Genomic DNA, 23,721 nt, shown 5'->3' with positions numbered 1-23,721 from the left:
CGTGCGCGCAATCGCGTTGTCGTGGCGGTGTTTTGGTCGGGGAGCAGCGGCCTTCGTTGGGGCGGTTGCGACGGCACAAGACCACGGCTTACCCTCACCCGGCCGACGGTGAGCGGGGAATCACAGTCGGCCGCAAGGCGTATTGGGACGCGGGAGCGTTCAAACCGCGCCCGCCCATGGACCCGATCGGCATCACGGGCGGCACGCTCGCCGCCCCGGTTGCCGGTGCGGCCCCGGCGGTGGATCCCGCCAACCCCGCAGCAGGCTGGCCGACGCCGCCGGCCGGCGCGACCGCCGTCCATGCTTGCGGTACCGACAACGGGCCGATCGACACCGCGTGGCCGATACCCGCCGATACCGCAGGCCCGCCCGAACCCAGGCTCGCGGATGAGCCCATCGTGGCCATCAACGAACCCAACCCGCCTGCTATGCCCGATTGCCCCGCTTTGACACTCGAAGCCGCGGCCGTGGTCGTCGACCCCAGTGATTTGGCAATGGAATTCAACGAATTGACGCTCGTGATCGGTGTGTTCGCCAGATACGCGGCGGTCCGCACCGGGGTCGAAAGGGTGTTGAGGGTGTTCACCGCAGACATCAGCGAGCCCGGCGAGTTTGACGAGCCGGGCGAGGTGAGGTCCTGCAGCGCCTTCGGTATTGCGGCAGTCAACTGGGACAGTCCCGTCTGTGTCTCTGTCGCGCCAGACGTACTGGCGGCTTGTGCGAGCGCCGCGCCCTGCCTGGCTAGTCCGGCCGGATCTACGGTGGTCGGCGGTGCACTGAAAGCAGTCAGCTTTGATGCGACCGCTGCGCTGCCGGCATAGCCGTACATCGCAGCCGCATCTTGCGCCCACATCTGGTCGTAGTGTGCTTCGGTGGCAGCAATCGCCGGACTATTTTGGCCCACAACGTTTGTCGCGACCAACGACATCAGCTGCGCGCGGTTGGCGGCGATCAACGGCGGCGGCACCGTCATCGCATACGCCGCCTCGAAAGCGGCCGCCGCCGCCTTGGCTGCAGCGGCGGCCTCTTCTGCTTGACCGGCTGCGGCGGCCAGCCACGCCACAAACGGTGCGGCGGCCGCGGCCATCGAGGACGCGGACGTGCCCAGCCACGCCCCGCTGGTCAGCCCGGAGACCACCGAGCCGTAGTCGACGGCCGCGGCGCTGAGTTCCCCGGCGAGCCCGTCCCAGGCCGCCGCGGCGGAAAGCATCGGTCCAGAACCGGGGCCGGAGTACAGGAGCGCGGAGTTGACTTCCGGCGGCAGCATCGCGAAATCCATTGCTACACCTCCTCGTAGCTGGCCGTCACCCAGTTGACGGCGTTGCTGGCTGCATACCAACGGCAGCCAGATGGCGTCGTGCGATGGCGCGCTGCGGCCGACGAGTTGGCTGCCAATGTGGGCGGTTGGATGGTTACTAAAAACATCGACTTCTCCTCAACGACACGGGTATATGGAATAGAGAGATGGGTGCCGCCACGTGGCGCACAGGTTGATTCGGCACAGGGCGAATTGCCTTGGACGCCAGTACCCGACGATGGGCGTGACGGTTGAAGACGGACAGCGCTCATCCACCGTTGCTGCGAAGGCAACGGGCAGCGCTAAGCGATCAGCGCCGAGCGACGCAGAACTGTGTTAAGAGATCTTGACCGGCAAGGGCAATGACGGGCGCAGCAAAATCGGCTCCGCCCAGCTGCCGACCCGCGGCGCTAACGGCGCCGGGCAGCGGGGATTCCCGCAACGCCGGCATCAAGCGCAGCGACGGCTCGGGGCGATTGCGTTTCAAGCCTGCAGGTTTGAACGCCGTCTGGCTTACCGGCGATTTTGTGTGGTCGAAATGCGGCTGGTCGGCATGCGCGCCGGCCAGTGATGTCGCGGAAGCGGGCAGCGGGACCGATACGGCACGCTCGAACTGCAACGCCCAACCGCCGAAGACGGCAGCGAACAGGCACAGCGCCGCGACGATCGCGATCGCCGATCGCGAACGCGGCGGTCTGTCGCTTCTGGTCACGGTGGCTCAACTGTACCAGCGCAAAAGCGATGGTCAGCGGCCGACGGCCAACTACGCTGTGAATTCTTCCCACCACGGTCCGCGGGCGGGTCAGCTGGACTCAGCCGGACACCTGTCTGAGTCATCGGCTACGCGGAGTGCGCCGCAGGCGCACCGGCAACCGGTTGCTTACCCCGCGGCTGGTGGGCGTGCCACGACCGTGGGGCGGAAGCCGTATTTCGGTGCAGCGCTTAGGCCATGGCCCGTTCCGCCGACTAGTGGCATCGCCGGCACACCAGCCGCGAGCCCCGGCGGACCGGCAAGGGGAGTGCTGCCTAACGCGGCCGGCAGCCCGCTTGCCGGCGGGGCGACCGCCGTCCAACCGGGCGGTTGCCACCAGTTGCGCACGGTTAGCGGCGATCACCGGCGGGGGCACGGTCAATGCGAAAGCGGTTTCGTACGCCCCGGCAGCCGCTTCGGCACGACGAGCGGCCTCGCCGGCCTGGGCCGCGGTGACACTCATCCAGGCCGTATACGGCGCCGTGGCAGCGGCCATCGACGCCGACGCGGACCCTTGCCATGGCCCGCTGATCAGGTTGACGATCAGCGACTTGTAATCGGCAGCAGCCGAAGCTAAATCGGCGGCTAACCCCTCCCAGGCCGCTGCTGCGGCCAGCATCGGACCCGAGCCGGGACCGGCATACATGCGACCGGAGTTGACTTCCGGTGGTAGTACCGCGAAATCCATTGCTCAGCACCTCCATTAGCTCGCAGCGATCGCGTTGGCGGTTTCCGTCGCCGCATATGAACCGGCGCTGGCTGCCAGAGCAGTGACAAACATCTGATGGATCGCGGCGGCCTGGGCGCCGAGTGCCTGATATACCCAGGCATGCGCGGCGAACTGGGCTGCTGTGAGCGCCGACACCTCGTCGGCGGCGGCGGGAATCACCCCCGTCGTCGGTCCTGCCGCGGACGTGTTGGCAGCGTTGATAACTGTCCCAACCGCCTGCAAGCTGTCTGCCGTTGCTGCGAGAAGCTCCGGCTGCACGGTCACGAAAGACATGAAATCCTCCTAACGGGAATTCGATCGATCCAGCCGCTGTGGTAACGTGTCGACCGCATGCCGTCCTGCGATATACAGGTGCATGTAACGTGAAGTGACGCAACCATGTTCAGCATGTGATCAGTGGGAGCAGCCGGATCGAGAAAAGGGGCACCGATCAGCAATAACGGCACCCGGGAACTGGCGCCCATGCGTTACCACGCGTGTGATACCGCGGTTTGGCGCACACAATTACCCGGGCGGGCGCATGCAATGCGCTCGTCACACCAAAATTGAAGGATTTAAACCGAATCGGGCTCGGCGGCGCTCGCGGCTTGGCGCTGATCCAAGCCAGTTCGTCGTCGACGCGCTTTACCCGACGCGCTCGGTTTGCACGCTCCACTTCTCCTCGATGCGGCCATAGCGCCAAACAAGCAGGGCCACAACCCAAGTCAGGACAAACAGTGCGACAATCGCAAACCCGACTGTGTTGAGGTCGAGCCCGCCGATCCAGTCCCAGAATGCGCCGGTCCAGCCGAACTGCTCGGCCAGCAGCCCCAGGAGTTCCACGCTGCCCACCAGCAGGGCGACCGCCACCGACAGCCCGGTGATCGTGATGTTGTAGTAGACCTTTCGCACCGGGTTGGAAAACGCCCAGCCGTAGGCGAAGTTCATGAACGAGCCGTCGACGGTGTCCAGCAGGCACATGCCGGCGGTGAACAACACCGGCAGGCACAAAATCGCATACCACGGCACGCCCGCCGCGGCACTGCTACCCGCCAACACCAGCAGTGCGACCTCGGTGGCGGTGTCGAAGCCCAGCCCGAACAACAGTCCAACCGGGTACATGTGCCATGACTTGGTGATCGATTTGGTGAAGCGACCCAGCAGCCGGTTGAGCAATCCGCGGCTATTCAACTGTTTCTCGAGTTCGGCCTCGTCGTAGTGGCCGCGGCGCATCCGCGCGAACACCCCCAGGATGCCGACCAAGATGACGACGTTGATGGCAGCGATCAGGTACAAAAACGCCCCTGACACGCTGGTGCCGATCACGCCGGTGTAATGGTGCAGCCTCGACGAGCCCTGCTCGACGGGCCCGACGATGGCCTTGACCCCGATGGCCAGCAGCACCGCCAACCCGAACACGACCGACGAGTGACCCAGGGAGAAAAAGAACCCGACGGCCAGCGGCCGCTGCCCGTCATTCATCAGCTTGCGCGTCGTGTTGTCGATCGCGGCGATGTGATCGGCGTCGAACGCGTGCCGCAGCCCCAGCGTGTAGGCGGTGAGCCCGACGCCGAGGCCAAATGCCTTGTCGCCGAGGCTCAAATGGGCCGGCTCGACGACCAGCACCAGGGTGATCCACCCGATCAGGTGCAACGCGACGATCACGGCGGACATCGATCCCAGCCGCAGCCACTCGTCGGGCGCCAGCGCAGCCCGTAGCCTCGACCACGTCGACGGCTGCTCTTCCAGGGCACCCCCGAGCATGTCGCGTCCCCTCAGAGTCGGTACACCCCGGCCGCACAGAACGGTAGATCACGGATAGGTGTCTTGCGGGTGATTGGCAGGAAAAATGCAAGTGTTTCGCAGGTGCCGACGGCAGACGGTCAGCCGCGGAACACGATCAGCGGAATCGCCATCTCCGCGGCGGTCGCGGCGCCGTGCAGGCCGATCAGGCCGGCCACCTCGGGCGGCTCGTGGGCGGTGGCCAGCACCGCCGCCTCGCCGGTGCAGATGACGACGACGTCGCCGAGTCGGGGCAGGTGTTCCGGGCGTACCGGGCCGAACAGCCCGGTCGCCACGGCGTCGTCACGGCTGTATACCTCGGCCCGCCCGGCCAGCAGTTCGCTCCAGGCCGCCAGCACATCGGCCGCGGCCCCGGGTTCGGTGTACAGGTAGCGCACCCGTGGATCACCGGCGACGACCCGCACTCCCGCGGCCAGCCGAGGGTCGGTGTCGAGGTCGACCCGGGCCTCCGGTGCGACGTTCACGCCGCCGTGGTCGGCGGTGACCAGCAGCGCCGCATCCGCCGGCAATGACTCGACCAGTCGCCTCAGCAGCGTATCGACATAGGTTGCCGCGGCGTGCCATTGCGGTGAGCCGATCCCGGACAGATGCGCGGCGGTGTCCAGGGCGGCCGTGTAGCTGTAGATCAATCCCGGTGCCGCGCCGATCTCGTCGGACAGTTGCTCGCCGTAGTCCGCGTCGCGGGTGATCGGGCGGATCCGGGCTCCGCGGTACACCGCATCGGTGAGCCCGCTGCCGACAAATGCCGCCGGCAGGACCGCGCGGGCGCCGACTCCGGCGCGGGCCAGCCGCTCGAACCATGTCGGGACGGGCTGCCACTGGGCCGGCAGCGGGTCGTCGCGCCAGTAGATGTGGTTGAGCACCCGGTCGGTGTGCGGCACCTTCAGCGTGAAGCCCAACACGCCGTGGTCACCCGGTTGCGTGCCGGTCCCCAGCGACACCAGGCTGGTCGGCGTGGTGGAGGGAAACGTGCAAACCAGTTCGTCGAGCCTGCCGACCTCGCCGGCCACCACCGACGCCAGCAGCGGCGCGTCGGCGACCAGTTGCGGCAACAGGTGCCAACCCAGGCCGTCGACCAGCACCACCACAACGCGCCGGACGTCGCCGACCCAGTCGCTCAGCCCGAGCGCATCGACGGCGTCCGTGACTTTCAGCATCGCCGCCGCCGTGGGCAACACGTCGCAGATGGAACGCAGCGAGTCGGCGCGCGACAAACTCGACACGACGGCCAGTCTGGCAGCTGCGCCAACCGATCCGGTCAATGGCTGTGCTTCGCCGCCGCGGTGCGTGATACTGAAGGGGTGACCGGGCCATCGGCGTTGGACGCGGCCGTCACCGAGCGGATCGGCGAATTGTTGCGCGCCCACGGGCTGCGGCGGATGGCGTCACGGATCGCGGTGCTGGCGGTGCTCGAACCGGTCAACGGTCACCTGTCGGTGGCGGAGATCCATCATCGGCTGCGCGAGGCCGCCCCGGCCGGGGTGACCCCGCCCGACTTGGCGACCGTCTACCGAACGGTGACAACGCTGGTCGACCAGGGAGTGCTGCACGCGTTGACGCTCGAGAACGGGGTCACAACCTACGGATTGGCCGCAGACCCACACCATCACGCGGTGTGCACCCGGTGCGGCGCGATCATCGAAGTGCCGGCACGACGGCTGAGTTCGGCGCTCGAGCACGCGAGGGCGGGCAGCTCCTTCGCGCTGTCGGAGCAGGCGGGGTTGACGCTGCACGGGCTCTGCCCGCAATGTCAGGCCGCGGACTGACCGGGCCGGCGGGCAGCTCCGGTCACCGCAGGTTCAGCAGCGCGTTTTCGACGACCTCCGGCAGCGCCGGATGAATCCAATACTGGCCGCGGGCCATCTGCTGGGCGGTCAGCCCGAAGCTCATCGCCTGGATCAGCGGCTGGATGATCGAGGAGGCCTGATGGCCCATGATGTGGGCGCCCAGTAACCGGCCGCTGCCCCGCTCGGCGATGATCTTGACGATCCCGGTGGTGTCCTCCATCGCCCAGCCGTAGGCCACGTCGCCGTAATCCTGGATCGCGCATAAGATATCGAAACCCTTTGCCACAGCTTGATTTTCAGTCATACCTACGCTGGCGACCGGCGGATCGGTGAACACCGCCGACGGCACGTAGCGGTGGTCGGTCATCACCATCGACTCGGTATCGTCCCAGTCGCACAGCAGGTTGTGTTGCACCACGCGGGCTTCGTGGTTGGCAACGTGTTTGAGCTCGTAGGGCGAGGAGACGTCGCCGAGCGCGAAAACGTTTCGGGCGCATGTACGTTGGTATTCGTCGACCACCACCCTGCTTTCATCGAGATCGATGCCGGCCTGTTCGGCGTCCAACAAATCGCCGTTGGGCATCCGGCCCGTGGCCACCAGCACGGTGTCGGCGCGCACGGTCGAACCGTCGTCGAGTTCCAGCACGATCTGCGAACCCTTGTGGTGCGCGCCCACGACGTTGCGGTGGCTGCGCAGCTCCCATTTCGTCGATGCGAGCCGGGTGAAGCGTTCGCAGATGGTGTCATCGGCATGCCGAAGCAGTGTGCCGCCGCGGATCACCAGCGTGATCCGCACACCCAGCGCCGAGAAGATGTGCGCGAATTCGGCTGCGACGAAACCGCCGCCGACGATCACCAGATGCTCGGGTAACTCGGCGATCCGCATGATGGTGTCGCTGGTGTGGTATTCGACCCCGCACGCAAGGATCGCCGGCGGGATCATTGGCCGTGACCCGGCGGCGATGACCACTTGTTCGGCGGTGAATTCGTCGCCGAGGTCGGTGCGCAGCAGGTAGCGCCCGTCGGGTTGGACCGGACCGAAGCGGGTGTGCTGGGCGTAGACGTCGATGTTGGGCGAGGAGCGCCGATAGTCTTCGCCGCTGATCGCGATCGGGTCGATGCGGCCGAAGATGCGCGAGACGATGTCGTCCCAGCGCACCCGGTCGATGTGCGCATCGACGCCGTAACGGGCTGCACCGCGGACGGTTTGGGCTACCTCGGCGGCGTAGACGAACATCTTGGTGGGAATGCATCCGACGTTCAGACAGGTGCCGCCGAAGGTGCCCTGCTCGCAGATCGCCACCCGCTTTCCGGCGTAGCGTTCGTCGAGAATGCTATTGCCCGAACCGGTCCCGATGATCGCGAGATCGTAGGTTTCCACGCTGCTCACCCGTCCCCGGACATCACCGGGGCGCCGAGGTAGGCGTCCAGCCAGGCGTCGAGTTCGCGATAGGCGACTTGCCGCGGCCCCGGCATCGACAGAAAGACATCGTGTTTGGCGTCTTTCACCGGGACGATATTGGTGCGGTTGCCGATGCAGCCGGCCCAACGGGCGATCTGGGCGACGTCGAGCACGGCGTCACCGCATTGCAGCGTGGTCTGGTCGGCGTTTTCGGCGACGCTGTGGTCCGAGCGCAGGATCAGGTTCGGCACGCCGACGTCGAGCCCGCGATGCAGCCGAGCCTGGCCGCGCCGGACAGCGTGGAGCCAGCCGAAGGTGATCGGAAAGCCGCCCGGGGGTTTCCACTGCAGGTTGTAATCGAACTCGCCGTGGTAGTCCCGATGCAAGCTGGCGCCGTATCCGCCCGCGCCGGGGGTGCGGGCCACCCCCTTGCCGTGCAGTCGCGCGACCGCGGCGATCAGCACCGAGGTCACCGCCCAGCGCAGCACCGGCGAGCCGTGCAGATCCAGCCAGGGGCTGTTGAGCACCAGGCCGCCGATGCCGGCCTGTGCGGTGGCGCCCCGGCGACGCAAGCGGTCCAGCCATAACGACACGATCAGCCCGCCGGTGGAATGACCGTAAACCAGCACCGTGGGCGGGCCGCTCTGGGCGCGAATCACCGCCAACGCCGAGTCGAGTTCCCGGTCGTAGTCGGCCAGATCGGTGGCGAAGTGCGGGGTCTGCCCGGCGCGCCAGGACCGGCCGCACTTGTGCATGTCCAGCGCGTAGAACGCGAAACCACGCTCGGCGAAGTGATCGGCCAGCGCGGCGTTGAAGAAGTAGTCGGTGTAACCGTGCACGGCCAGCACGGCGTGATCGGTCTTGGTGGGCTCTCCGCGACGGACCAGCGTCGCCGCGATGTCGCCCTCGCCGTGGGGATCGGGGCCCAGCGGGATCGTGTGCTGCCAATAGCCGGGCAGGACATCGGGCACCCAGCCAGTCACGCTCGCCAGCTTAAAGCGTGCGAGGTGCCCGGGATAACCTGAGGACGCCCGGACAGCCGTACCCGTAAGGACGAACTATCTGGTGTCAGACGCGAAGCTCGCCAAGGCCGATGTCGTGCTGGTCGGGGCGGGCATCATGAGTGCCACGCTCGGCGCATTGTTGCGGCGATTGGAGCCGGGCTGGTCGATCGCCCTGGTCGAACGCCTGGACGCGGTCGCCGCCGAAAGCAGCGACCCGTGGAACAACGCGGGCACCGGCCACTCCGCGCTCTGCGAGCTGTATTACACGCCGGACCGTCACGGCCGCGTCGACATCGCCAAGGCGGTGCGAGTCAACGAGCAGTTCCAGGTAACCCGCCAGTTCTGGGCCTACGCCGCAGAAACCGGCATGCTGACCGACGTGCGCAGCTTTCTGAACCCGGTCCCGCACGTCGCCTTCGTGCAAGGGGCCGAGCGCGTCGACTACCTGCGCCGCCGCCATCACGCCCTAGCCGCTAACCCGCTGTTCGCGCGCACCGAATTCATCGACGACACCGACGAGTTCGCCCGCCGGCTGCCGCTCATGGCCGCCGAGCGGGACCTGTCCAAACCGGTGGCGCTGAGTTGGGCCGACGACGGCACCGACGTCGACTTCGGCGCACTGACCAAACAGCTCGTCGGGTTCGGGCTGCGCACGGGCATGACGGCATGGTTCGGCCACGAGGTGCGTCAACTGAGTCGTCGCCGCGACGGCGGCTGGATGCTCAAGGTCCGCAATCGCCGTACCGGAGCACACCGCAAGCTCAACGCGAAATTCGTGTTCGTCGGCGCCGGCGGCCATACGCTGCCGCTGCTGCAGAAAGCGGGAATTAAAGAGGTGAAGGGATTCGGCGGGTTCCCGATCGGCGGCAGATTCCTGCGCAGCGGCAACCCGGCGCTCACCGCCGCGCACCGGGCCAAGGTATACGGCCTGCCCGCACCCGGCGCGCCCGCGATGACGGCCCCGCACCTGGACCTGCGGATGGTCAACGGCAAGCCGTGGCTGGCGTTCGGGCCGTTCGCCGGTTGGTCGCCGAAATTCCTCAAGCATGGGTGCGTCGGTGACCTGCCCCGCTCGCTCAGGCCGGCCAACGCGCCCTCGATGCTGCGCGTCGGGATTGGGCAGCGACACCTGGTCGGCTACCTGCTCGGCCAACTGGCGCTGTCGCAACGCGCGCGGATTGACGCGCTGCGGGAGTTCGCCCCCGGCGCGGTCGACTCCGACTGGCAGACGACGGTCGCCGGCCAGCGCGTGCAGGTGATCCGGCGGGGTCGGCTGGAGTTCGACACCACCGTGGTGAGCGGGGCCGACGGCAGCATCGCCGGCCTGTTGGGTGCCTCGCCCGGGGCGTCGACCGCGGTGTCGGCCATGCTGGAGGTGCTGCAGCGCTGCTTTGCCGACCGCTATCGGTCGTGGCTGCCCGCGCTCAAAGAGATGGTGCCGTCGCTGGGCATCGCCTTGTCGAGTGAGCCGACGCTGTTCGAGGAGGTGTGGTCGTGGGGCACGAAGGTGTTGGGCTTATGACGGTCGCGCTGCGCCGGGCGTGGGCCAAAGACCTCGACGCGCCGACCCTGTACGAACTGCTCAAACTGCGGGTGGAGGTGTTCGTCGTCGAACAAGCCTGCCCGTATCCGGAGCTGGACGGACGCGACCTGCTCGCCGAAACCCGCCATTTCTGGCTGCAACAGCCCGACGGCGAGGTGATCTGCACGCTGCGGCTGATGGAGGAGTATCCCGGCGGCGAGAAGGCGTTCCGCATCGGCCGGCTGTGCACCAAACGCAGCGCCCGCGGCCAGGGCCACACCACCCGGCTGCTGCGTGCTGCGCTAGCCGAGGTGGGCGACTACCCGTGCCGGATCAACGCCCAGGCCTACCTGGCGGAGATGTACGCCCAGCACGGGTTTGTGCGCGACGGTGACGACTTCGTCGAGGACGGCATTCCGCATGTCCCGATGCTCAAGCCCGCCAGCCCGCCTCCTCCGCGGGCCGTTACCCGGCCCGCATCGTCGGCGCGCGGGCCCCGCACCGGTGTAAAGGTGCAACCGTGAAGCCGTATCCGTTCAGCGCGATCGTCGGGCACGACCAGCTGCGGCTCGCGCTGATCCTGTGTGCGGTCCGCCCGGAGATCGGCGGGGTGCTGATCCGCGGCGAGAAGGGCACCGCCAAGTCCACGGCCGTCCGCGGTCTGGCCGCGCTGCTGTCCCACGGCGCCGAATCTCGGCTGGTCGAGCTGCCGATCGGCGCCACCGAGGACCGGGTGATCGGCTCGCTGGATTTGCAGCGGGTGCTGCGCGACGGGGAACACGCGTTCTCGCCGGGGCTGTTGGCCCGCGCCCACGGCGGCGTGCTCTACGTCGACGAGGTCAACCTGCTGCACGATCATTTGGTCGATCTGCTGCTCGACGCCGCGGCGATGGGCCGGGTGCACATCGAACGCGACGGCATCTCGCATTCGCACGAGGCCCGGTTCGTGCTGATCGGCACCATGAACCCCGAAGAGGGCGAACTGCGCCCGCAGCTGCTGGACCGGTTCGGGCTCACCGTCGACGTGCGCGCGTCGCGTGACGTCGAGGTGCGCGCCCAGGTGATCCGGCAGCGGATGGCCTACGAAGCCGATCCCGACGCGTTCGCCGAGCGCTACGCGCCCGCCGACGCCGAGCTGGCCCGCCGGATCGCCGCGGCCCGCGAGTCGGTCGCCGCTGTGGTGTTGGGGGACAACGAGTTACGCCGGATCGCCGCGCTGTGCGCGGCGTTCGAGGTCGACGGCATGCGCGCCGATCTGGTCGTGGCCGCACCGCGGCGGCGCATGCCGCCTGGCGCGGTCGCGACACCGTCGACGACGACGACATCCGGGTGGCGGCCGAGTTGGCGTTGCCGCACCGGCGCCGCCGCGATCCGTTCGACGACCCCGGCCTGGACCGCGACCAGCTCGACGCCGCACTGGCCCAGGCCGGCGACCACGACCCCGAGCCCGAGCCGGATCCCCCCGGCGGTGGGCAGAGCGCCGATGATGCTGCACCGCAAGGGAAATCGATGCGCTCGACGCCGCAACCGCCGAAACCAAGCGCGCCGCCCACGGCGCCGTTTCGCACCCGGGTGCTGACCGTGCCCGGGATGGGCGCCGGAGCGCCGGGCCGTCGCTCCCGGGCCCGCAACGCGACCGGCGCCGTGGTGGCCGCGACTGACAGCGACGACGGGCATGGCCTGCACCTGTTCGCCACGATGCTGGCCGCCGCCGAGCAGGCTTACAGCGCCGGGCGACTTCGATTACGGCCCAGCGACATTCGCCGTGCCGTCCGCGAAGGCCGCGAAGGCAATCTGGTGATCTTCGTCGTCGACGCATCCGGGTCGATGGCCGCCCGCGACCGGATGGCCGCGGTCGGCGGCGCCACATTGTCGCTGCTGCGTGACGCCTACCAGCGGCGCGACAAGGTCGCGGTGATCACCTTCCGCGAACGGGGTGCGCAGTTGCTGCTCCCGCCGACGTCGTCGGCGCACATCGCCAGCCGGCGACTGGCCCGCTTCGACACCGGCGGCAAGACGCCGCTGGCCGAAGGCTTGCTGGCCGCGCGCGAACTGGTGGTGCGGGAGAAGGTGCGCGACCGCGCGCGCCGGCCCTTGGTGGTGGTGCTCACCGACGGGCGGGCCACCACTGGCCCGGACCCGTTGGGCCGCAGCCGGCTAGCGGCAGCGCGGCTGGTCGCCGAGGGCGCGGCCGCGGTGGTCGTCGACTGTGAGACGTCGTACGTGCGTCTGGGGTTAGCTGAGCAGCTGGCCGCGCGGCTGGGGGCACCGACGATTCGGCTGGAGCAGTTGCGCGCCGATCATCTGAGCCGCGCCGTGCGTCGCGTCGCCTAAGCCGGTGGGGTAAACGGTTATGCCACAAGGCCGTCCACTGCAGGTCCCCGACGACGGGCTGACCACCCGGGCCCGCCGCAACACGCCGGTGCTGGCCGTGCACACCGGCGCGGGCAAGGGCAAGTCGACCGCCGCGTTCGGGATGGCGCTGCGGGCGTGGAACGCCGGAATGGACATCGCGGTCTTTCAGTTCGTGAAGAGCGCCAAGTGGAAGGTCGGCGAGGAGGCGGCGTTTCGCCAACTCGGGCGGTTGCACGACGAGCACGGGCTGGGCGGGCCGGTGCAATGGCACAAGATGGGCGCCGGCTGGTCCTGGTCGCGGAAGCCCGGCGGTGTCGACGACCACGCCGCGGCCGCCGCCGACGGGTGGGCCGAGATCGCGCGGCGCCTCGCCGCGCAACGGCACGACTTCTATGTGCTCGACGAGTTCACCTACCCGCTCAACTGGGGCTGGGTCGACGTCGACGAGGTGGTCGACACCCTGCTGGGCCGCCCCGGCCGCCAGCATGTGGTGATCACGGGCCGCGATGCGCCGCCGCAGCTGATCCAGGCCGCCGACCTGGTCACCGAGATGATCAAGGTCAAGCACCCGATGGATGCCGGTCGTAAGGGGCAGAAGGGCATCGAGTGGTGAGCAGCTCTGGCGCTGCTCGCGACCGAGCGTGCCCGTCCACCGACACGCCGTTGACGCCGTCACTGTGCGCGGGCTCGCGGTGGCGGACACGACGATGAGCGCGCCCGCCGTCGTCGTCGCCGCGCCGACCTCGGGCAGCGGAAAGACCACGATCGCAACGGGTTTGATCGGCGCACTACGGCGGGCCGGCCACCGGGTCGCGGCCTTTAAGGTCGGCCCCGACTTCATCGATCCCGGCTATCACGCGCTGGCCTGCGGGCGGCCCGGACGCAACCTCGACCCCGTCCTGGTGGCAGAGCAGCTGATCGGCCCGCTATACGCCCACGGCGCCGCCGGCGCCGACATCGCCGTGGTGGAGGGCGTCATGGGTCTTTTCGACGGCCGTATCGGCCTCGATGCGGCCACCCCGGCACCGGGTTCCACCGCGCACGTCGCCGCGCTACTGGGCGCCCCGGTGATCCTGGTGGTCGACGCGCGTGGGCAAAGCCACAGCATCGCCGCGCTGCTGCACGGGTTTTCCAGCTTCGATCCGGCTACCCGCATCGGCGGTGTCATCCTCAACCGGGTCGGATCGGCCCGGCACCAGCAGGTGCTGCGGCAAGCCTGCCGGCACGCCGGCGTGCCGGTTCTCGGCGCCATCCCGCGAAGCGACGAAATCGAATTGCCCACAAGGCATCTCGGCCTGATCACCGCTGTCGAGCATGGCCGTCGAGCCCAGTCTGCGGTCGAAGCGATGACGGCGCTGGTCACCCGTCATGTCGATGTCGCGGCCGTGGCGGCCGCCGCCGCAAGCCGGGTCGCCGATCCGGCTTGGGATCCCGCGGCCGCGATCGGTGAGGTCGAGCGCAGGCCCGTCACCGTGGCCCTGGCGGCGGGGAAGGCGTTCAGTTTCTCCTATGCCGAACACGCCGAACTGCTGCGGGCGGCCGGGGCCGAGGTCGTCGAATTCGACCCGTGCGTCGACTCCCTGCCCGACGGCAGCGGCGCGGTGGTCCTGCCCGGTGGCTTCCCAGAACAGTTCCCCGCCGAGCTGTCGGCCAATACCACGGCGCGACAACAGATTTACGAGCTGGCCGCCGCCGGTGCCCCGGTGCACGCCGAATGTGGCGGGCTGACCTACCTGGTCTCCGACCTCGACGGGCACCCGATGTGCGGCGTGCTGGCCGGCTCGGCCCGGTTCACCGCCGAACTGAGCTTGGGCTACCGCGATGCGGTCGCGGTCGCCGATTCCACGCTGTTCGGCGCCGGCCAGCGGGTCGTCGGACACGAATTCCACCGCACCGCAGTAACTTTCACCGATGCCGTCCAGCCGGCGTGGGTCTATCGCGATGGCCAGGCTCATACGGTACGAGACGGCGCGGTGCATGCCGGCGTGCACGCGTCATACCTGCACACTCACCCGGCGGCCACACCGGGCGCGGTGGCCCGCTTCGTCGCGCATGCCGCCCAGCACGGTTCTAAACTCGCCGGGTGACGACACCTGAGAACGCGTACCTGGTCGGGTTGCGCCTGGCCGGCAAGAAGGTCGTCGTCGTCGGTGGCGGCACTGTCGCCCAGCGCCGGCTACCGCTGCTCATCGCCAGCGGTGCCAACGTGCACGTCATCACCCGCAGCGCCACCCGCGCCGTCGAGGCGATGAGCGGAATCACCTTGTCGCGGCGGGAGTATCGCGACGGCGATCTCGATGGAGCGTGGTACGCGATCGCGGCCACCGACGACCCGGCCGTGAACGCGGCGGTCGTCGCCGAGGCCGAGCGACGGCGAATCTTTTGTGTGCGCGCTGACATTGCCGTCGAGGGCACCGCGGTCACTCCGGCGACATTCGACTACGCCGGCCTGTCGGTGGGGGTGCTGGCGGCGGCGAGCATCGCCGCTCGGCGGCGATCCGCTCGGCGATCCGCGAGGCCCTGCAACGCGGCATCATCACCGCAGCCACCGACGACATCGTGCCCGGCGGTGTCGCACTGGTCGGCGGCGGACCCGGCGACCCGGAACTGATCACCGTGCGGGGCGGCGCCTGCTTGCCCACGCCGACGTCGTCGTCGCAGATCGGCTGGCGCCGGCGGAACTGCTGGCCGAACTGCCGCCTCACGTCGAGGTGATCGACGCGGCCAAGATCCCGTACGGGCGGGCCATGGCCCAGGACGCGATCAACGCGGTGATGATCGAGCGGGCCAAAGCCGGCCAGTTTGTCGTCCGCCTCAAGGGCGGCGACCCATTCGTCTTCGCCCGCGGCTACGAAGAACTGCTGGCGTGCACCGACGCCGGAATCCCGGTGACGGTGGTGCCCGGTGTGACCAGTGCCATAGCGGTGCCGGCGCTGGCCGGTGTTCCGGTCACCCACCGCGCGGTCTGCCACGAATTTGTGGTGGTCAGCGGCCATATTGCGCCGGGGCATCCCGAATCGTTAGTGAATTGGGACGCATTGGCCGCGCTGTCGGGCACGATCGTTTTGCTGATGGCGGTGGAGCGCATCGAGCAATTCAGCGAGGTGCTGATCCATGGCGGTCGACCAGCGGATACGCCGGTGCTGGTGGTGCAGCACGGCACCACCGCCGCGCAGCGCACGTTGCGGGCCACCCTGGCCGACGCGCCGGAGAAGATTCGCGCCGAGGGCATCCGGCCTCCCGCGATCATCGTGATCGGCGCGGTGGCGGCTTTCGGCGCTTAAACAATTCTTAAGGTTACTGTAGGGTTGCGCCTTATGACGGCTCTCAACGATGCAGAGCGGGCGGTCCGGCACGCGACCAGCACAGGCCCCAGACGGGTAGTATCGGCGCGCTCCGGACAGGCTGCTTTGGACCGTATGAGCAGGTACTCCCCGACGTGGCTGCCATCGTGGCGGTTCGTCGCCGCGGTGGTCGCGATCGGCGGCATGCAGCTGATGGCGACCATGGACGGCACCATCGCGATCGTCGCGCTTCCTAGGATTCAGAACGAGCTGAGCCTGTCCGACGCCGGACGAAGCTGGGTGATCACCGCCTACGTACTGACCTTCGGGGGGCTGATGCTGCTCGGCGGCCGCCTCGGTGACACCATCGGCCGCAAGCGCACTTTCATCGTCGGTATCGCGCTGTTCACGATCGCCTCGGCCCTGTGCGGTATCGCCTGGGACGAGGCCACGCTGGTCATCGCCCGGCTGCTGCAGGGCATCGGCGCGGCCATCGCCTCACCGACGGCTCTTGCGCTGATTGCCACCACGTTCCCGAAGGGACCCGCGCGTAATGCCGCCACCGCGGTGTTCGGCGCGATGACCGGTGTGGGCTCGGTGATGGGCCTCGTCGTGGGCGGCGCGCTGACCGAGGTGTCGTGGCGGCTGGCGTTTTTGGTGAACGTACCGATCGGACTGCTGACGATCTACCTGGCCCGCACCACGCTGCGCGAAACGGTCAGGGAGCGGATGAAGCTCGACGCCACCGGGGCCTTCCTGGCCACGTTGGTCTGTACGGCAGCGGTGTTCGCGTTTTCGATGGGCCCGGAGAAGGGGTGGATCTCGGTCACGACGATCGGTTCGGGCGTGGTGGCGGCGGGGGCTTTCGTGGCGTTCGCCATCGTCGAACGCACCGCCGAGAACCCGATAGTGCCCTTCGACCTGTTCTTTGACCGCAATCGGCTGGCCACGTTCGCGGCCATATTTTTGGCCGGGGGCGTGCTGTTCACGCTCACCGTGCTGATTGGCCTGTACGTGCAGGACATCATGGGCTACAGCGCATTGCGCGCGGGTGTCGGCTTCATCCCGTTCGCCATCGCGATGGGCATTGGCTTAGGGGCGTCGTCGCAGCTGGTGTCGTGGTTCCCGCCGCGCGCGGTGGTGATCGCGGGCGGTGTGCTGGTGCTGGGTGCAATGCTCTACGGCTCGACCCTCAACGGGAGCATGCCGTATTTCCCCAATCTGATAATGCCGATCGTCGTCGGCGGGATCGGGATCGGCATGATCATCGTCCCGCTGGCGCTGTCGGCGATCGCGGGCGTCGGGTTCGACCGGATTGGACCCACGTCGGCGATCGTGTTGATGTTGCAAAACCTGGGCGGCCCGGTGGTGCTGGCCATCATCCAGGCCGTCATCACCTCGCGGACGCTGTACCTGGGCGGCACCAACGGCCCGGTGAAATACATGAACCCCGCCCAGTTGCATGCGCTCGACCACGGCTACACCTACGGCCTGCTGTGGGTCGCCGGGGTGGCCATTATCGTCGGCGGTGCGGCGTTGCTGATCGGATACTCAGCCCAGCAGGTCGCGCACGCGCAAGAGGTCAAAGACGCGCTGGAGGCCGGCGAGCTGTAGGCCCCTTCATCGGCGAGCAGACAGAGAATCGCATTCCGTCGGGTGGTTCTGTGCGATTCTGCGTCTGCTGACGGTCGCCATTAGGCTCGCTTGCTGTGATCACCCGGATGTCCGAGCTGTTTTTGCGCACGCTGCGCGAGGATCCCGCCGACGCCGAAGTGCCCAGCCACAAGCTGCTCATTCGCGCCGGCTACATCCGGCCGGTCGGGCCCGGCCTGTACAGCTGGCTGCCGCTCGGGTTGCGGGTGCTGCGCAAAATCGAGCGCGTCGTCCGCGAAGAGATGAATGCGATTGGCGGACAGGAGATCCTGTTTCCCGCGCTGCTGCCGCGGGCTCCATACGAGGCGACCAACCGGTGGACCGAATACGGCGACAGCGTGTTTCGGCTCAAAGATCGTCGCGGGAACGACTATCTGCTCGGCCCGACACACGAGGAACTGTTCACGCTGACGGTCAAGGGCGAATACAGCTCGTACAAGGACTTTCCGCTGGTGCTCTACCAGATCCAGAACAAGTATCGCGACGAAACACGGCCTCGGGCCGGCATTCTGCGTGTCCGCGAGTTTTTGATGAAAGACTCCTACTCCTTCGACCTCGACGACGCCGGGCTCAAGGCCTCCTACCATGCGCACCGTGAGGCCTACCAACGGATTTTCGACCGGCTGCAAATCCGCTACGTCATCGTGTCTGCGGTGTCCGGGGCGATGGGCGGCAGCGCCTCCGAGGAGTTTTTGGCCGAAAGCCCGATCGGTGAGGACACGTTCGTGCGATGCCTGGAATCCGGGTACGCGGCCAACGTCGAAGCGGTCGTCACCGCGCGCCCGGATGCGCTGCCCGTCGACGGATTGCCGGAGCCGGTGGTCTACGACACCGGTGACACCCCGACCATTGCCACGCTGGTGGATTGGGCCAACAACGCCGGCCTCGGCCGCAGCGTCACCGCCGCCGACACGCTTAAAAACGTGATGGTCAAAGTGCGCCAGCCGGGCGGTGATTGGGAGCTGTTGGGCATCGGGCTGCCGGGTGACCGCGAGGTCGACGAGCGGCGACTGGCCGCCGCGCTCGAGCCGGCCGAATACCAGCTGCTCGGCGACGACGACTTCGCCGAATACCCGTTCCTGGTGAAAGGCTATATCGGGCCAAAAGCATTGCAGAAGAACGGCATTCGTTATCTCGTTGACCCGCGGATCGTGGACGGTACCAGTTGGATCACGGGCGCCGATGAGCCCGGCAAGCATGTCGTCGGGCTGGTCGCCGGACGGGACTTCACCGCCGACGGCACCATCGAGGCCGCCGAGGTGCGCGACGGCGACCCGTCCCCGACGGCGCGGGTCCGTTGGTGTCTGCCCGCGGCATCGAGATCGGCCACATCTTCCAGCTCGGCCGCAAATACACCGACGCCTTCGCCGTCGACGTGCTCGGCGAGGACGGCAAACCGGTGCGGCTGACGATGGGCTCCTACGGTATCGGGATTTCCCGGCTGGTGGCCGTCATCGCCGAGCAGCATCACGACCAGCTGGGCCTGCGCTGGCCGCCGGCCGTGGCACCGTTCGACGTGCATCTGGTGATCGCCAACAAGGACCCCGAGGCTCGTGCCGGAGCCACCGCGCTGGCCGCCGATCTGGACCGCCTGGGCATCGAGGTGCTGCTCGACGACCGTCAGGCATCGCCCGGGGTCAAGTTCAAAGACGCCGAGTTGCTGGGCGTGCCTTGGATCGTCGTGGTAGGGCGGGGCTGGGCCGAGGGCGTGGTCGAGTTGCGCAACCGCTTCGACGGCCGGACCCGCGAACTCGCGACAGGTGTCTCGCTGGCCACCGACATCACCGCCGCGGTGTCGAACTGACCCGCGTCTATCCGCTGCCGCCCGGGAAGGCGGTGGTGATCGGCCAGGCGCCCACTACCCGGTTCCACCGCGCGGTCCACACCGCGCTCTGGGTCAACGCGGTCACGGAGAACGACCGGTGATCGGCGGTCTTGGCCTGCTCGACCACCACCCGCCACGCCGCCGCGGCATCGTTTTCCATCCGTACCGCCAGGCGCGCCGCGTCGGTGGCGTTGTTCACCGGGATGGGCAGCTGATAGCCGGCGGCGGCGACGGGCCCGGTGACCGACTGGGCTGCCAGCATCGCGATCACCGCGTCGCGGCGGCGGCGATGCTCGCGCAGCGCGGCCGCGACCATCGCGTTGAGATCGGGCGTGGTGTGCGCCGACACGATGCCGTAGCCGTAGACGACTGCGTGCTCGGTGGCCAGCGCGTCGCACAGGGCGGCGTCTTCGGGGTCACCCGAGCGGCTCGACGCGTCGGTGGCCTGGGTCGGCTCGGCCGAGGTCACCCCGTTGCCCCTTTCGGCGCCAGCGCGACCGTGTAGGCCGCCGTGCATGCGGCGGCGATGGAAGCCAACAGCCCCGCCCGGTAACCCGACGAGGCGGTCGCCAGCCGAGTCGCGGAATCCGCCGAGGCCCGCAGCGAGTTGAGCACCTCGGTCAGCGGCGGCGGCGCCGCAGCCTGGGTGGGCGTGGGGCTGGGCGATGCGCTTGAGCTTGCCGGGGTCCGCCCGCTGACCCGGGCGATTTCGGTGTCCAACGCCACCGCATGCCGGGCACGCTCCGCGGCGACCTGCTTCAACGCGGCCGCCATCTGCGGCGGCGCGCCGGCGGCCGCTGCGGTGGCGAGCTCGCTGTCGTGGCGCGCCTGCCTCGACTGTGCGTCCAGCTCGTCGACCTGCTGGGGCGGTTGCCCAGAGCCGCACGCCGACGCCACCGCCCCGAGCACAGCCAACACGGTGCCGCCGGCCAGTACACGCCTTCGGGTGACGACTGGTACTGCGCTTGACACAGCAACATCCTGCCATTGGGCGCTGGCGGCTCAGACGCCGGACGAATAGTGGGCCCGCCAGCGGCGCTGGCCGCTGAGACGCGTTTCCTGGCGTATCGTTGGTAGCTGATTCCCCTGGAACGCCGACTGATGCGCGCCGGAGGGTCGCCGGAGCCGCCCCGCCGGCGACACCCAGCGATGACCGGACAACTCAAGATGAGGAGCTCGCCGTGGCCACCGGGCTACCTTCGCAGACTGAGGTGATCGAGCTACTCGATGGGGAGTTCGCGCGCGCCGGCTACGAGATCGAAGATGTCGTCATCGACACTCGGCGCCGTCCGCCCCGCATCATGGTCATCGCCGACGGCGACGAGCCGCTCGACCTGGACACGATCACGGCGCTGTCGCGGGCCGCGTCGAGATTGCTGGACGGGGTCGACAGGATCCGGGGTCAATACGTGCTGGAGGTCAGTTCGCCCGGGGTGGGCCGGCCGCTGACCAGCGAGAAACACTTCCGCCGGGCGCGTGGGCGTAAGGTCCACTTGACGTTGACGGACGGATCGCAGCTGGTCGGCCGGGTCGGCGAGACGCGCGGCGACACGATCAGGCTCGTCGTCCGTGACGACCGTAACCGCGATTGGACGGTGCGCGAGCTGGCGCTCGATGAAATCGCGAAAGCGGTTGTGCAGGTCGAGTTTTCGCCACCCGCCCAACGAGAGTTGGAGTTGGCGACCACGGGTGGGTGTGCGGGAACGGAGGCCGCAACATGAACCACGCCAGCGACGAGGCACAGCGTGGCGGTGAGGAGGAGCGGCGCTGATGAACATCGACATGGCCGCGCTGCACGCGATCGAAGCGGACAAAGGCATTTCGGTGGATGTCGTGGTCGAAACCATCAAATCCGCGCTGCTGACCGCCTACCGGCACACCGAAGGGCATCAGCCCGACGCGCGTATCGACATCGACCGCAAAACCGGTGCGGTACGGGTGATCGCCCGCGAAACCGATGCCGACGGCAACGTCATCAGCGAATGGGACGACACTCCCGAGGGTTTCGGCCGGATCGCGGCGACCACCGCGCGTCAGGTGATCCTGCAGCGGCTGCGCGACGCCGAGAACGAGCGCAACTACGGCGAGTTCTCCACCCGCGAGGGCGAGATCGTCGCCGGAGTGATCCAGCGTGACAGCCGCGCCAACGCTCGCGGCCTGGTCGTGGTCCGGCTGGGCAGTGAGACAAAGGGCTCCGAGGGCGTGATCCCGGCCGCCGAACAGGTTCCCGGCGAGGTCTACGAGCACGGCAACCGGCTGCGCTGTTACGTGGTCGGCGTCACCCGCGGCATTCGCGAGCCGCTGATCACGTTGTCGCGCACCCACCCGAACTTGGTGCGCAAACTGTTTGCACTGGAAGTTCCCGAGATCTCCGACGGGTCGGTGGAGATCGTCGCCGTGGCCCGCGAAGCCGGTCACCGCTCGAAAATTGCCGTGAAATCCAACGTTCCGGGCCTGAACGCCAAAGGTGCTTGCATCGGCCCGATGGGCCAGCGGGTGCGCAACGTGATGAGCGAGCTTTCCGGGGAAAAGATCGACATCATCGACTACGACGAGGATCCGGCGCGTTTCGTCGCCAACGCGTTATCACCGGCGAAGGTGGTCTCGGTCACGGTCATCGACCAGGCGGCGCGGGCCGCCCGGGTAGTGGTGCCTGATTTCCAGTTGTCGCTGGCCATCGGCAAGGAGGGGCAGAACGCCCGGCTGGCGGCGCGGCTTACCGGCTGGCGTATCGACATCCGGGGTGATACGCCGTCACATCCGGCGCCTCAACCCGAGCACGGCGCCAGCCACGGGATGGCCCACGACCGCTAGCCCGGGCACCGGCATGATCGATCTGCGTTCGCTGGCACGGTTGAGCGGCGCCCAGTCTCGGTCCATCAGCCCGGAGAACTTCGACGGAGCCAAGGGCGGCGGCGCCCGCGCCGCCGACGGCACCGGCGCGGCCTGCGCGGCCGACCTGGGGCCGGGGTGGAAGATCTCACCGAGCGTCCACGTCGACGGGCACACCACGTTCGAGCTGGCCGGCATCGAGGGACCGGCGCTGATCACGCACATCTGGCTGACCACGGATCGCAGCCACTGGCGCAGCCTGATCTTGCGCTGCTACTGGGACCGCGCCGAGGAGCCCGCGGTCGAGGTCCCGCTCGGCGATTTCTTCGGGCAGGGCTGGTGTGAGTTCGCCCAGCTGTCCTCGGTGCCGGTCGCGGTGAACCCGCACGGCGGCTTCAACAGCTATTGGCCGATGCCCGCCCCGCGGCACGCCCGGCTGACGCTGGAGAACCGCGCGTCGCACCCCGTTGCCGTCTATTACCAGATCAGCTACGAGATCGACGTCGACGTCACCGGCGCCGGCTACCTGCACAGCCAGTTCCACCGCAGCAACCCGCTCGCGGTCGGCACCGTGCACCCGATCCTCGACCGGGTCCGGGGGGCGGGCAAGTATGTGGGCACCTACCTCGCCTGGGGTGTCAACCGCCCCGGCTGGTGGGGCGAGGGCGAGGTCAAGTTCTACTTCGACGGCGACGAGAAGTTTCCCACGATCTGCGGCACCGGCACCGAGGACTATTTCGGCGGCGCCTGGAACTTCGACGTGCCCGGCCAGGGCTACACCGCGTACTCGACACCGTTCCTCGGCCTGCACCAGATCATCCGTCCCGACGGCCTGTACCGCAGCCAGCAGCGGTTCGGCATGTACCGCTGGCACCTGCTGGACCCCATTCACTTCCACGCTGAGCTGCGGGTGGACATCCAAGCGCTCGGGTGGAAGTCGCGGGGGCGCTACCAGCCCCGGCATGACGACATCGCCTCCACCGCGGTGTTCTACTTGGACCGCCCCTCTACCACGCGCCCGCAGCTGCCCGACGCCGACGATCTTGAAGTGGGCTAGCTTGGCCGGGTGGTTCTGACTGACGGTTCGATGACGGTAGACTGAGCCGTGATCCAGCGCGAGACTTCGGCGACCGATGCGCGCAGGCATCGGCGCACCGATGGGCCGGTGCGAACGTGTGTCGGCTGCCGAAAGCGAGAGTTGGCCGTCGAACTGCTTCGCGTGGTCGCTGTGTCGACCGGGAACGGCGAATACGCCGTGATCGTTGACCCAGCGGGTAGCCTTCCGGGGCGGGGTGCATGGCTGCATCCCGACCCGCAATGCGCGCGGGAAGCGATCCGGCGGCGAGCTTTCGCCCGAGCGCTGCGCATCGCCGGTTCACCGGACACCTCCGCGGTGGTCGAGCACTTGGAATCTCTGAGTACGCTCGACTCACCCGGCAACAGAACAGGTACCAAAGAACATGAGCACACCGTGAAGTCCCAATGACCATGCGTCAT

General features: G+C 68.2%; 20 protein-coding genes and 4 pseudogenes. 13 read left to right on the top strand and 11 right to left on the bottom strand.

The window, feature by feature from the left end; all coding sequences use genetic code 11:
- Positions 1–94: 94 nt before the first annotated feature.
- The 7 genes and pseudogenes from MYXE_RS15675 to MYXE_RS15645 all read right to left on the bottom strand — a co-directional run bounded on the left by MYXE_RS15675 (position 95) and on the right by MYXE_RS15645 (position 5,717).
- The gene (locus tag MYXE_RS15675) at positions 95–1,279 is read right to left on the bottom strand and encodes a PPE family protein (protein WP_085195016.1); all 1,185 of its coding nucleotides are present in this window, start codon (positions 1,277–1,279) and stop codon (positions 95–97) included.
- 2 nt (positions 1,280–1,281) lie between these two features.
- Positions 1,282–1,425, bottom strand: coding sequence for a hypothetical protein (locus tag MYXE_RS15670; RefSeq protein WP_157139211.1), 144 nt, complete (start codon positions 1,423–1,425; stop codon positions 1,282–1,284).
- Between the two features lie 182 nt (positions 1,426–1,607).
- Positions 1,608–1,916, bottom strand: coding sequence for a hypothetical protein (locus MYXE_RS15665; protein WP_161552104.1), 309 nt, complete (start codon positions 1,914–1,916; stop codon positions 1,608–1,610).
- 456 nt (positions 1,917–2,372) lie between these two features.
- Positions 2,373–2,736 (bottom strand): annotated as a pseudogene (locus tag MYXE_RS24610) (PPE family protein); the annotation flags it as partial.
- Positions 2,737–2,751: 15 nt separating this feature from the next.
- Positions 2,752–3,051, bottom strand: coding sequence for a PE family protein (locus MYXE_RS15655; RefSeq protein WP_003919434.1), 300 nt, complete (start codon positions 3,049–3,051; stop codon positions 2,752–2,754).
- 351 nt (positions 3,052–3,402) lie between these two features.
- The gene (gene nicT / locus MYXE_RS15650; protein WP_085195021.1) at positions 3,403–4,521 is read right to left on the bottom strand and encodes a Nickel transporter NicT; all 1,119 of its coding nucleotides are present in this window, start codon (positions 4,519–4,521) and stop codon (positions 3,403–3,405) included.
- A 119-nt stretch (positions 4,522–4,640) separates the two neighbouring features.
- Positions 4,641–5,717 carry an alkaline phosphatase family protein gene (locus MYXE_RS15645; protein WP_085195071.1) on the bottom strand — a complete coding sequence of 359 codons (1,077 nt, stop codon included), beginning with the start codon at positions 5,715–5,717 and terminating at the stop codon, positions 4,641–4,643.
- Between the two features lie 144 nt (positions 5,718–5,861).
- Between MYXE_RS15645 and MYXE_RS15640 the strand changes: the two genes are divergently transcribed.
- Positions 5,862–6,326: a Fur family transcriptional regulator gene (locus MYXE_RS15640; RefSeq protein ID WP_003919431.1), complete on the top strand. Its 465-nt coding sequence runs from the start codon at positions 5,862–5,864 to the stop codon at positions 6,324–6,326.
- A gap of 22 nt (positions 6,327–6,348) precedes the next feature.
- On the opposite strand, the gene mtr is transcribed toward MYXE_RS15640, so the two are convergent.
- Both mtr and MYXE_RS15630 read right to left on the bottom strand, forming a co-directional pair.
- Complete coding sequence (gene mtr / locus MYXE_RS15635) at positions 6,349–7,728, bottom strand: mycothione reductase (RefSeq protein ID WP_003919430.1); 1,380 nt, start codon at positions 7,726–7,728, stop codon at positions 6,349–6,351.
- A 5-nt stretch (positions 7,729–7,733) separates the two neighbouring features.
- A complete protein-coding gene (locus MYXE_RS15630; protein WP_085195023.1) occupies positions 7,734–8,732 on the bottom strand; it encodes an alpha/beta hydrolase in 999 nt (332 codons plus the stop codon).
- Between the two features lie 136 nt (positions 8,733–8,868).
- On the opposite strand from MYXE_RS15630, the gene mqo reads away from it, so the two are divergent.
- The 8 genes and pseudogenes from mqo to MYXE_RS15590 all read left to right on the top strand — a co-directional run bounded on the left by mqo (position 8,869) and on the right by MYXE_RS15590 (position 19,371).
- Positions 8,869–10,275, top strand: a complete 1,407-nt coding sequence (gene mqo, locus MYXE_RS15625) for a malate dehydrogenase (quinone) (protein ID WP_232061839.1) — start codon at positions 8,869–8,871, stop codon at positions 10,273–10,275.
- Positions 10,272–10,799 (top strand): GNAT family N-acetyltransferase, encoded by a 528-nt coding sequence (locus MYXE_RS15620; RefSeq protein ID WP_003919426.1) that lies wholly within the window; start codon positions 10,272–10,274, stop codon positions 10,797–10,799. Before mqo ends, MYXE_RS15620 begins: the two co-directional genes overlap by 4 nt.
- Positions 10,796–12,609: pseudogene (locus MYXE_RS15615) on the top strand (VWA domain-containing protein). The gene MYXE_RS15620 and the pseudogene MYXE_RS15615 overlap by 4 nt, the downstream one beginning before the upstream one ends.
- 19 nt (positions 12,610–12,628) lie before the next feature.
- Positions 12,629–13,243, top strand: a complete 615-nt coding sequence (gene cobO, locus MYXE_RS15610) for a cob(I)yrinic acid a,c-diamide adenosyltransferase (protein ID WP_085195029.1) — start codon at positions 12,629–12,631, stop codon at positions 13,241–13,243.
- 94 nt (positions 13,244–13,337) lie between these two features.
- Complete coding sequence (locus MYXE_RS15605) at positions 13,338–14,717, top strand: cobyrinate a,c-diamide synthase (RefSeq protein ID WP_085195073.1); 1,380 nt, start codon at positions 13,338–13,340, stop codon at positions 14,715–14,717.
- Positions 14,714–15,914, top strand: a pseudogene (cobA, locus tag MYXE_RS15600) (uroporphyrinogen-III C-methyltransferase). The gene MYXE_RS15605 and the pseudogene cobA overlap by 4 nt, the downstream one beginning before the upstream one ends.
- 33 nt (positions 15,915–15,947) lie before the next feature.
- A complete protein-coding gene (locus MYXE_RS15595; RefSeq protein ID WP_039889543.1) occupies positions 15,948–17,528 on the top strand; it encodes an MFS transporter in 1,581 nt (526 codons plus the stop codon).
- 95 nt (positions 17,529–17,623) lie between these two features.
- Positions 17,624–19,371: pseudogene (locus MYXE_RS15590) on the top strand (proline--tRNA ligase).
- 7 nt (positions 19,372–19,378) lie between these two features.
- Here MYXE_RS15590 and MYXE_RS15585 read toward each other — a convergent pair.
- Entirely contained in the window at positions 19,379–19,861 is a 483-nt protein-coding gene (locus MYXE_RS15585; RefSeq protein WP_085195031.1) for a ferritin-like domain-containing protein, read from the bottom strand.
- Positions 19,858–20,364 carry a hypothetical protein gene (locus MYXE_RS15580; RefSeq protein ID WP_085195033.1) on the bottom strand — a complete coding sequence of 169 codons (507 nt, stop codon included), beginning with the start codon at positions 20,362–20,364 and terminating at the stop codon, positions 19,858–19,860. Before MYXE_RS15580 ends, MYXE_RS15585 begins: the two co-directional genes overlap by 4 nt.
- 209 nt (positions 20,365–20,573) lie before the next feature.
- Between MYXE_RS15580 and rimP the strand changes: the two genes are divergently transcribed.
- The 4 genes from rimP to MYXE_RS15560 all read left to right on the top strand — a co-directional run bounded on the left by rimP (position 20,574) and on the right by MYXE_RS15560 (position 23,710).
- A complete protein-coding gene (gene rimP / locus MYXE_RS15575) occupies positions 20,574–21,113 on the top strand; it encodes a ribosome maturation factor RimP (protein ID WP_085195035.1) in 540 nt (179 codons plus the stop codon).
- Positions 21,114–21,162: 49 nt separating this feature from the next.
- Positions 21,163–22,206 (top strand): transcription termination factor NusA, encoded by a 1,044-nt coding sequence (gene nusA / locus MYXE_RS15570; protein WP_003919416.1) that lies wholly within the window; start codon positions 21,163–21,165, stop codon positions 22,204–22,206.
- A gap of 13 nt (positions 22,207–22,219) precedes the next feature.
- Complete coding sequence (locus MYXE_RS15565) at positions 22,220–23,281, top strand: glycoside hydrolase family 172 protein (protein WP_085195037.1); 1,062 nt, start codon at positions 22,220–22,222, stop codon at positions 23,279–23,281.
- Positions 23,282–23,452: 171 nt separating this feature from the next.
- Complete coding sequence (locus tag MYXE_RS15560) at positions 23,453–23,710, top strand: DUF448 domain-containing protein (RefSeq protein ID WP_232061624.1); 258 nt, start codon at positions 23,453–23,455, stop codon at positions 23,708–23,710.
- Positions 23,711–23,721 lie beyond the last annotated feature (11 nt).

Source organism: Mycobacterium xenopi (assembly GCF_009936235.1).
GTDB classification, from domain to species: domain Bacteria; phylum Actinomycetota; class Actinomycetes; order Mycobacteriales; family Mycobacteriaceae; genus Mycobacterium; species Mycobacterium xenopi.
This window is presented reverse-complemented; position numbering and strand designations above follow the sequence as displayed.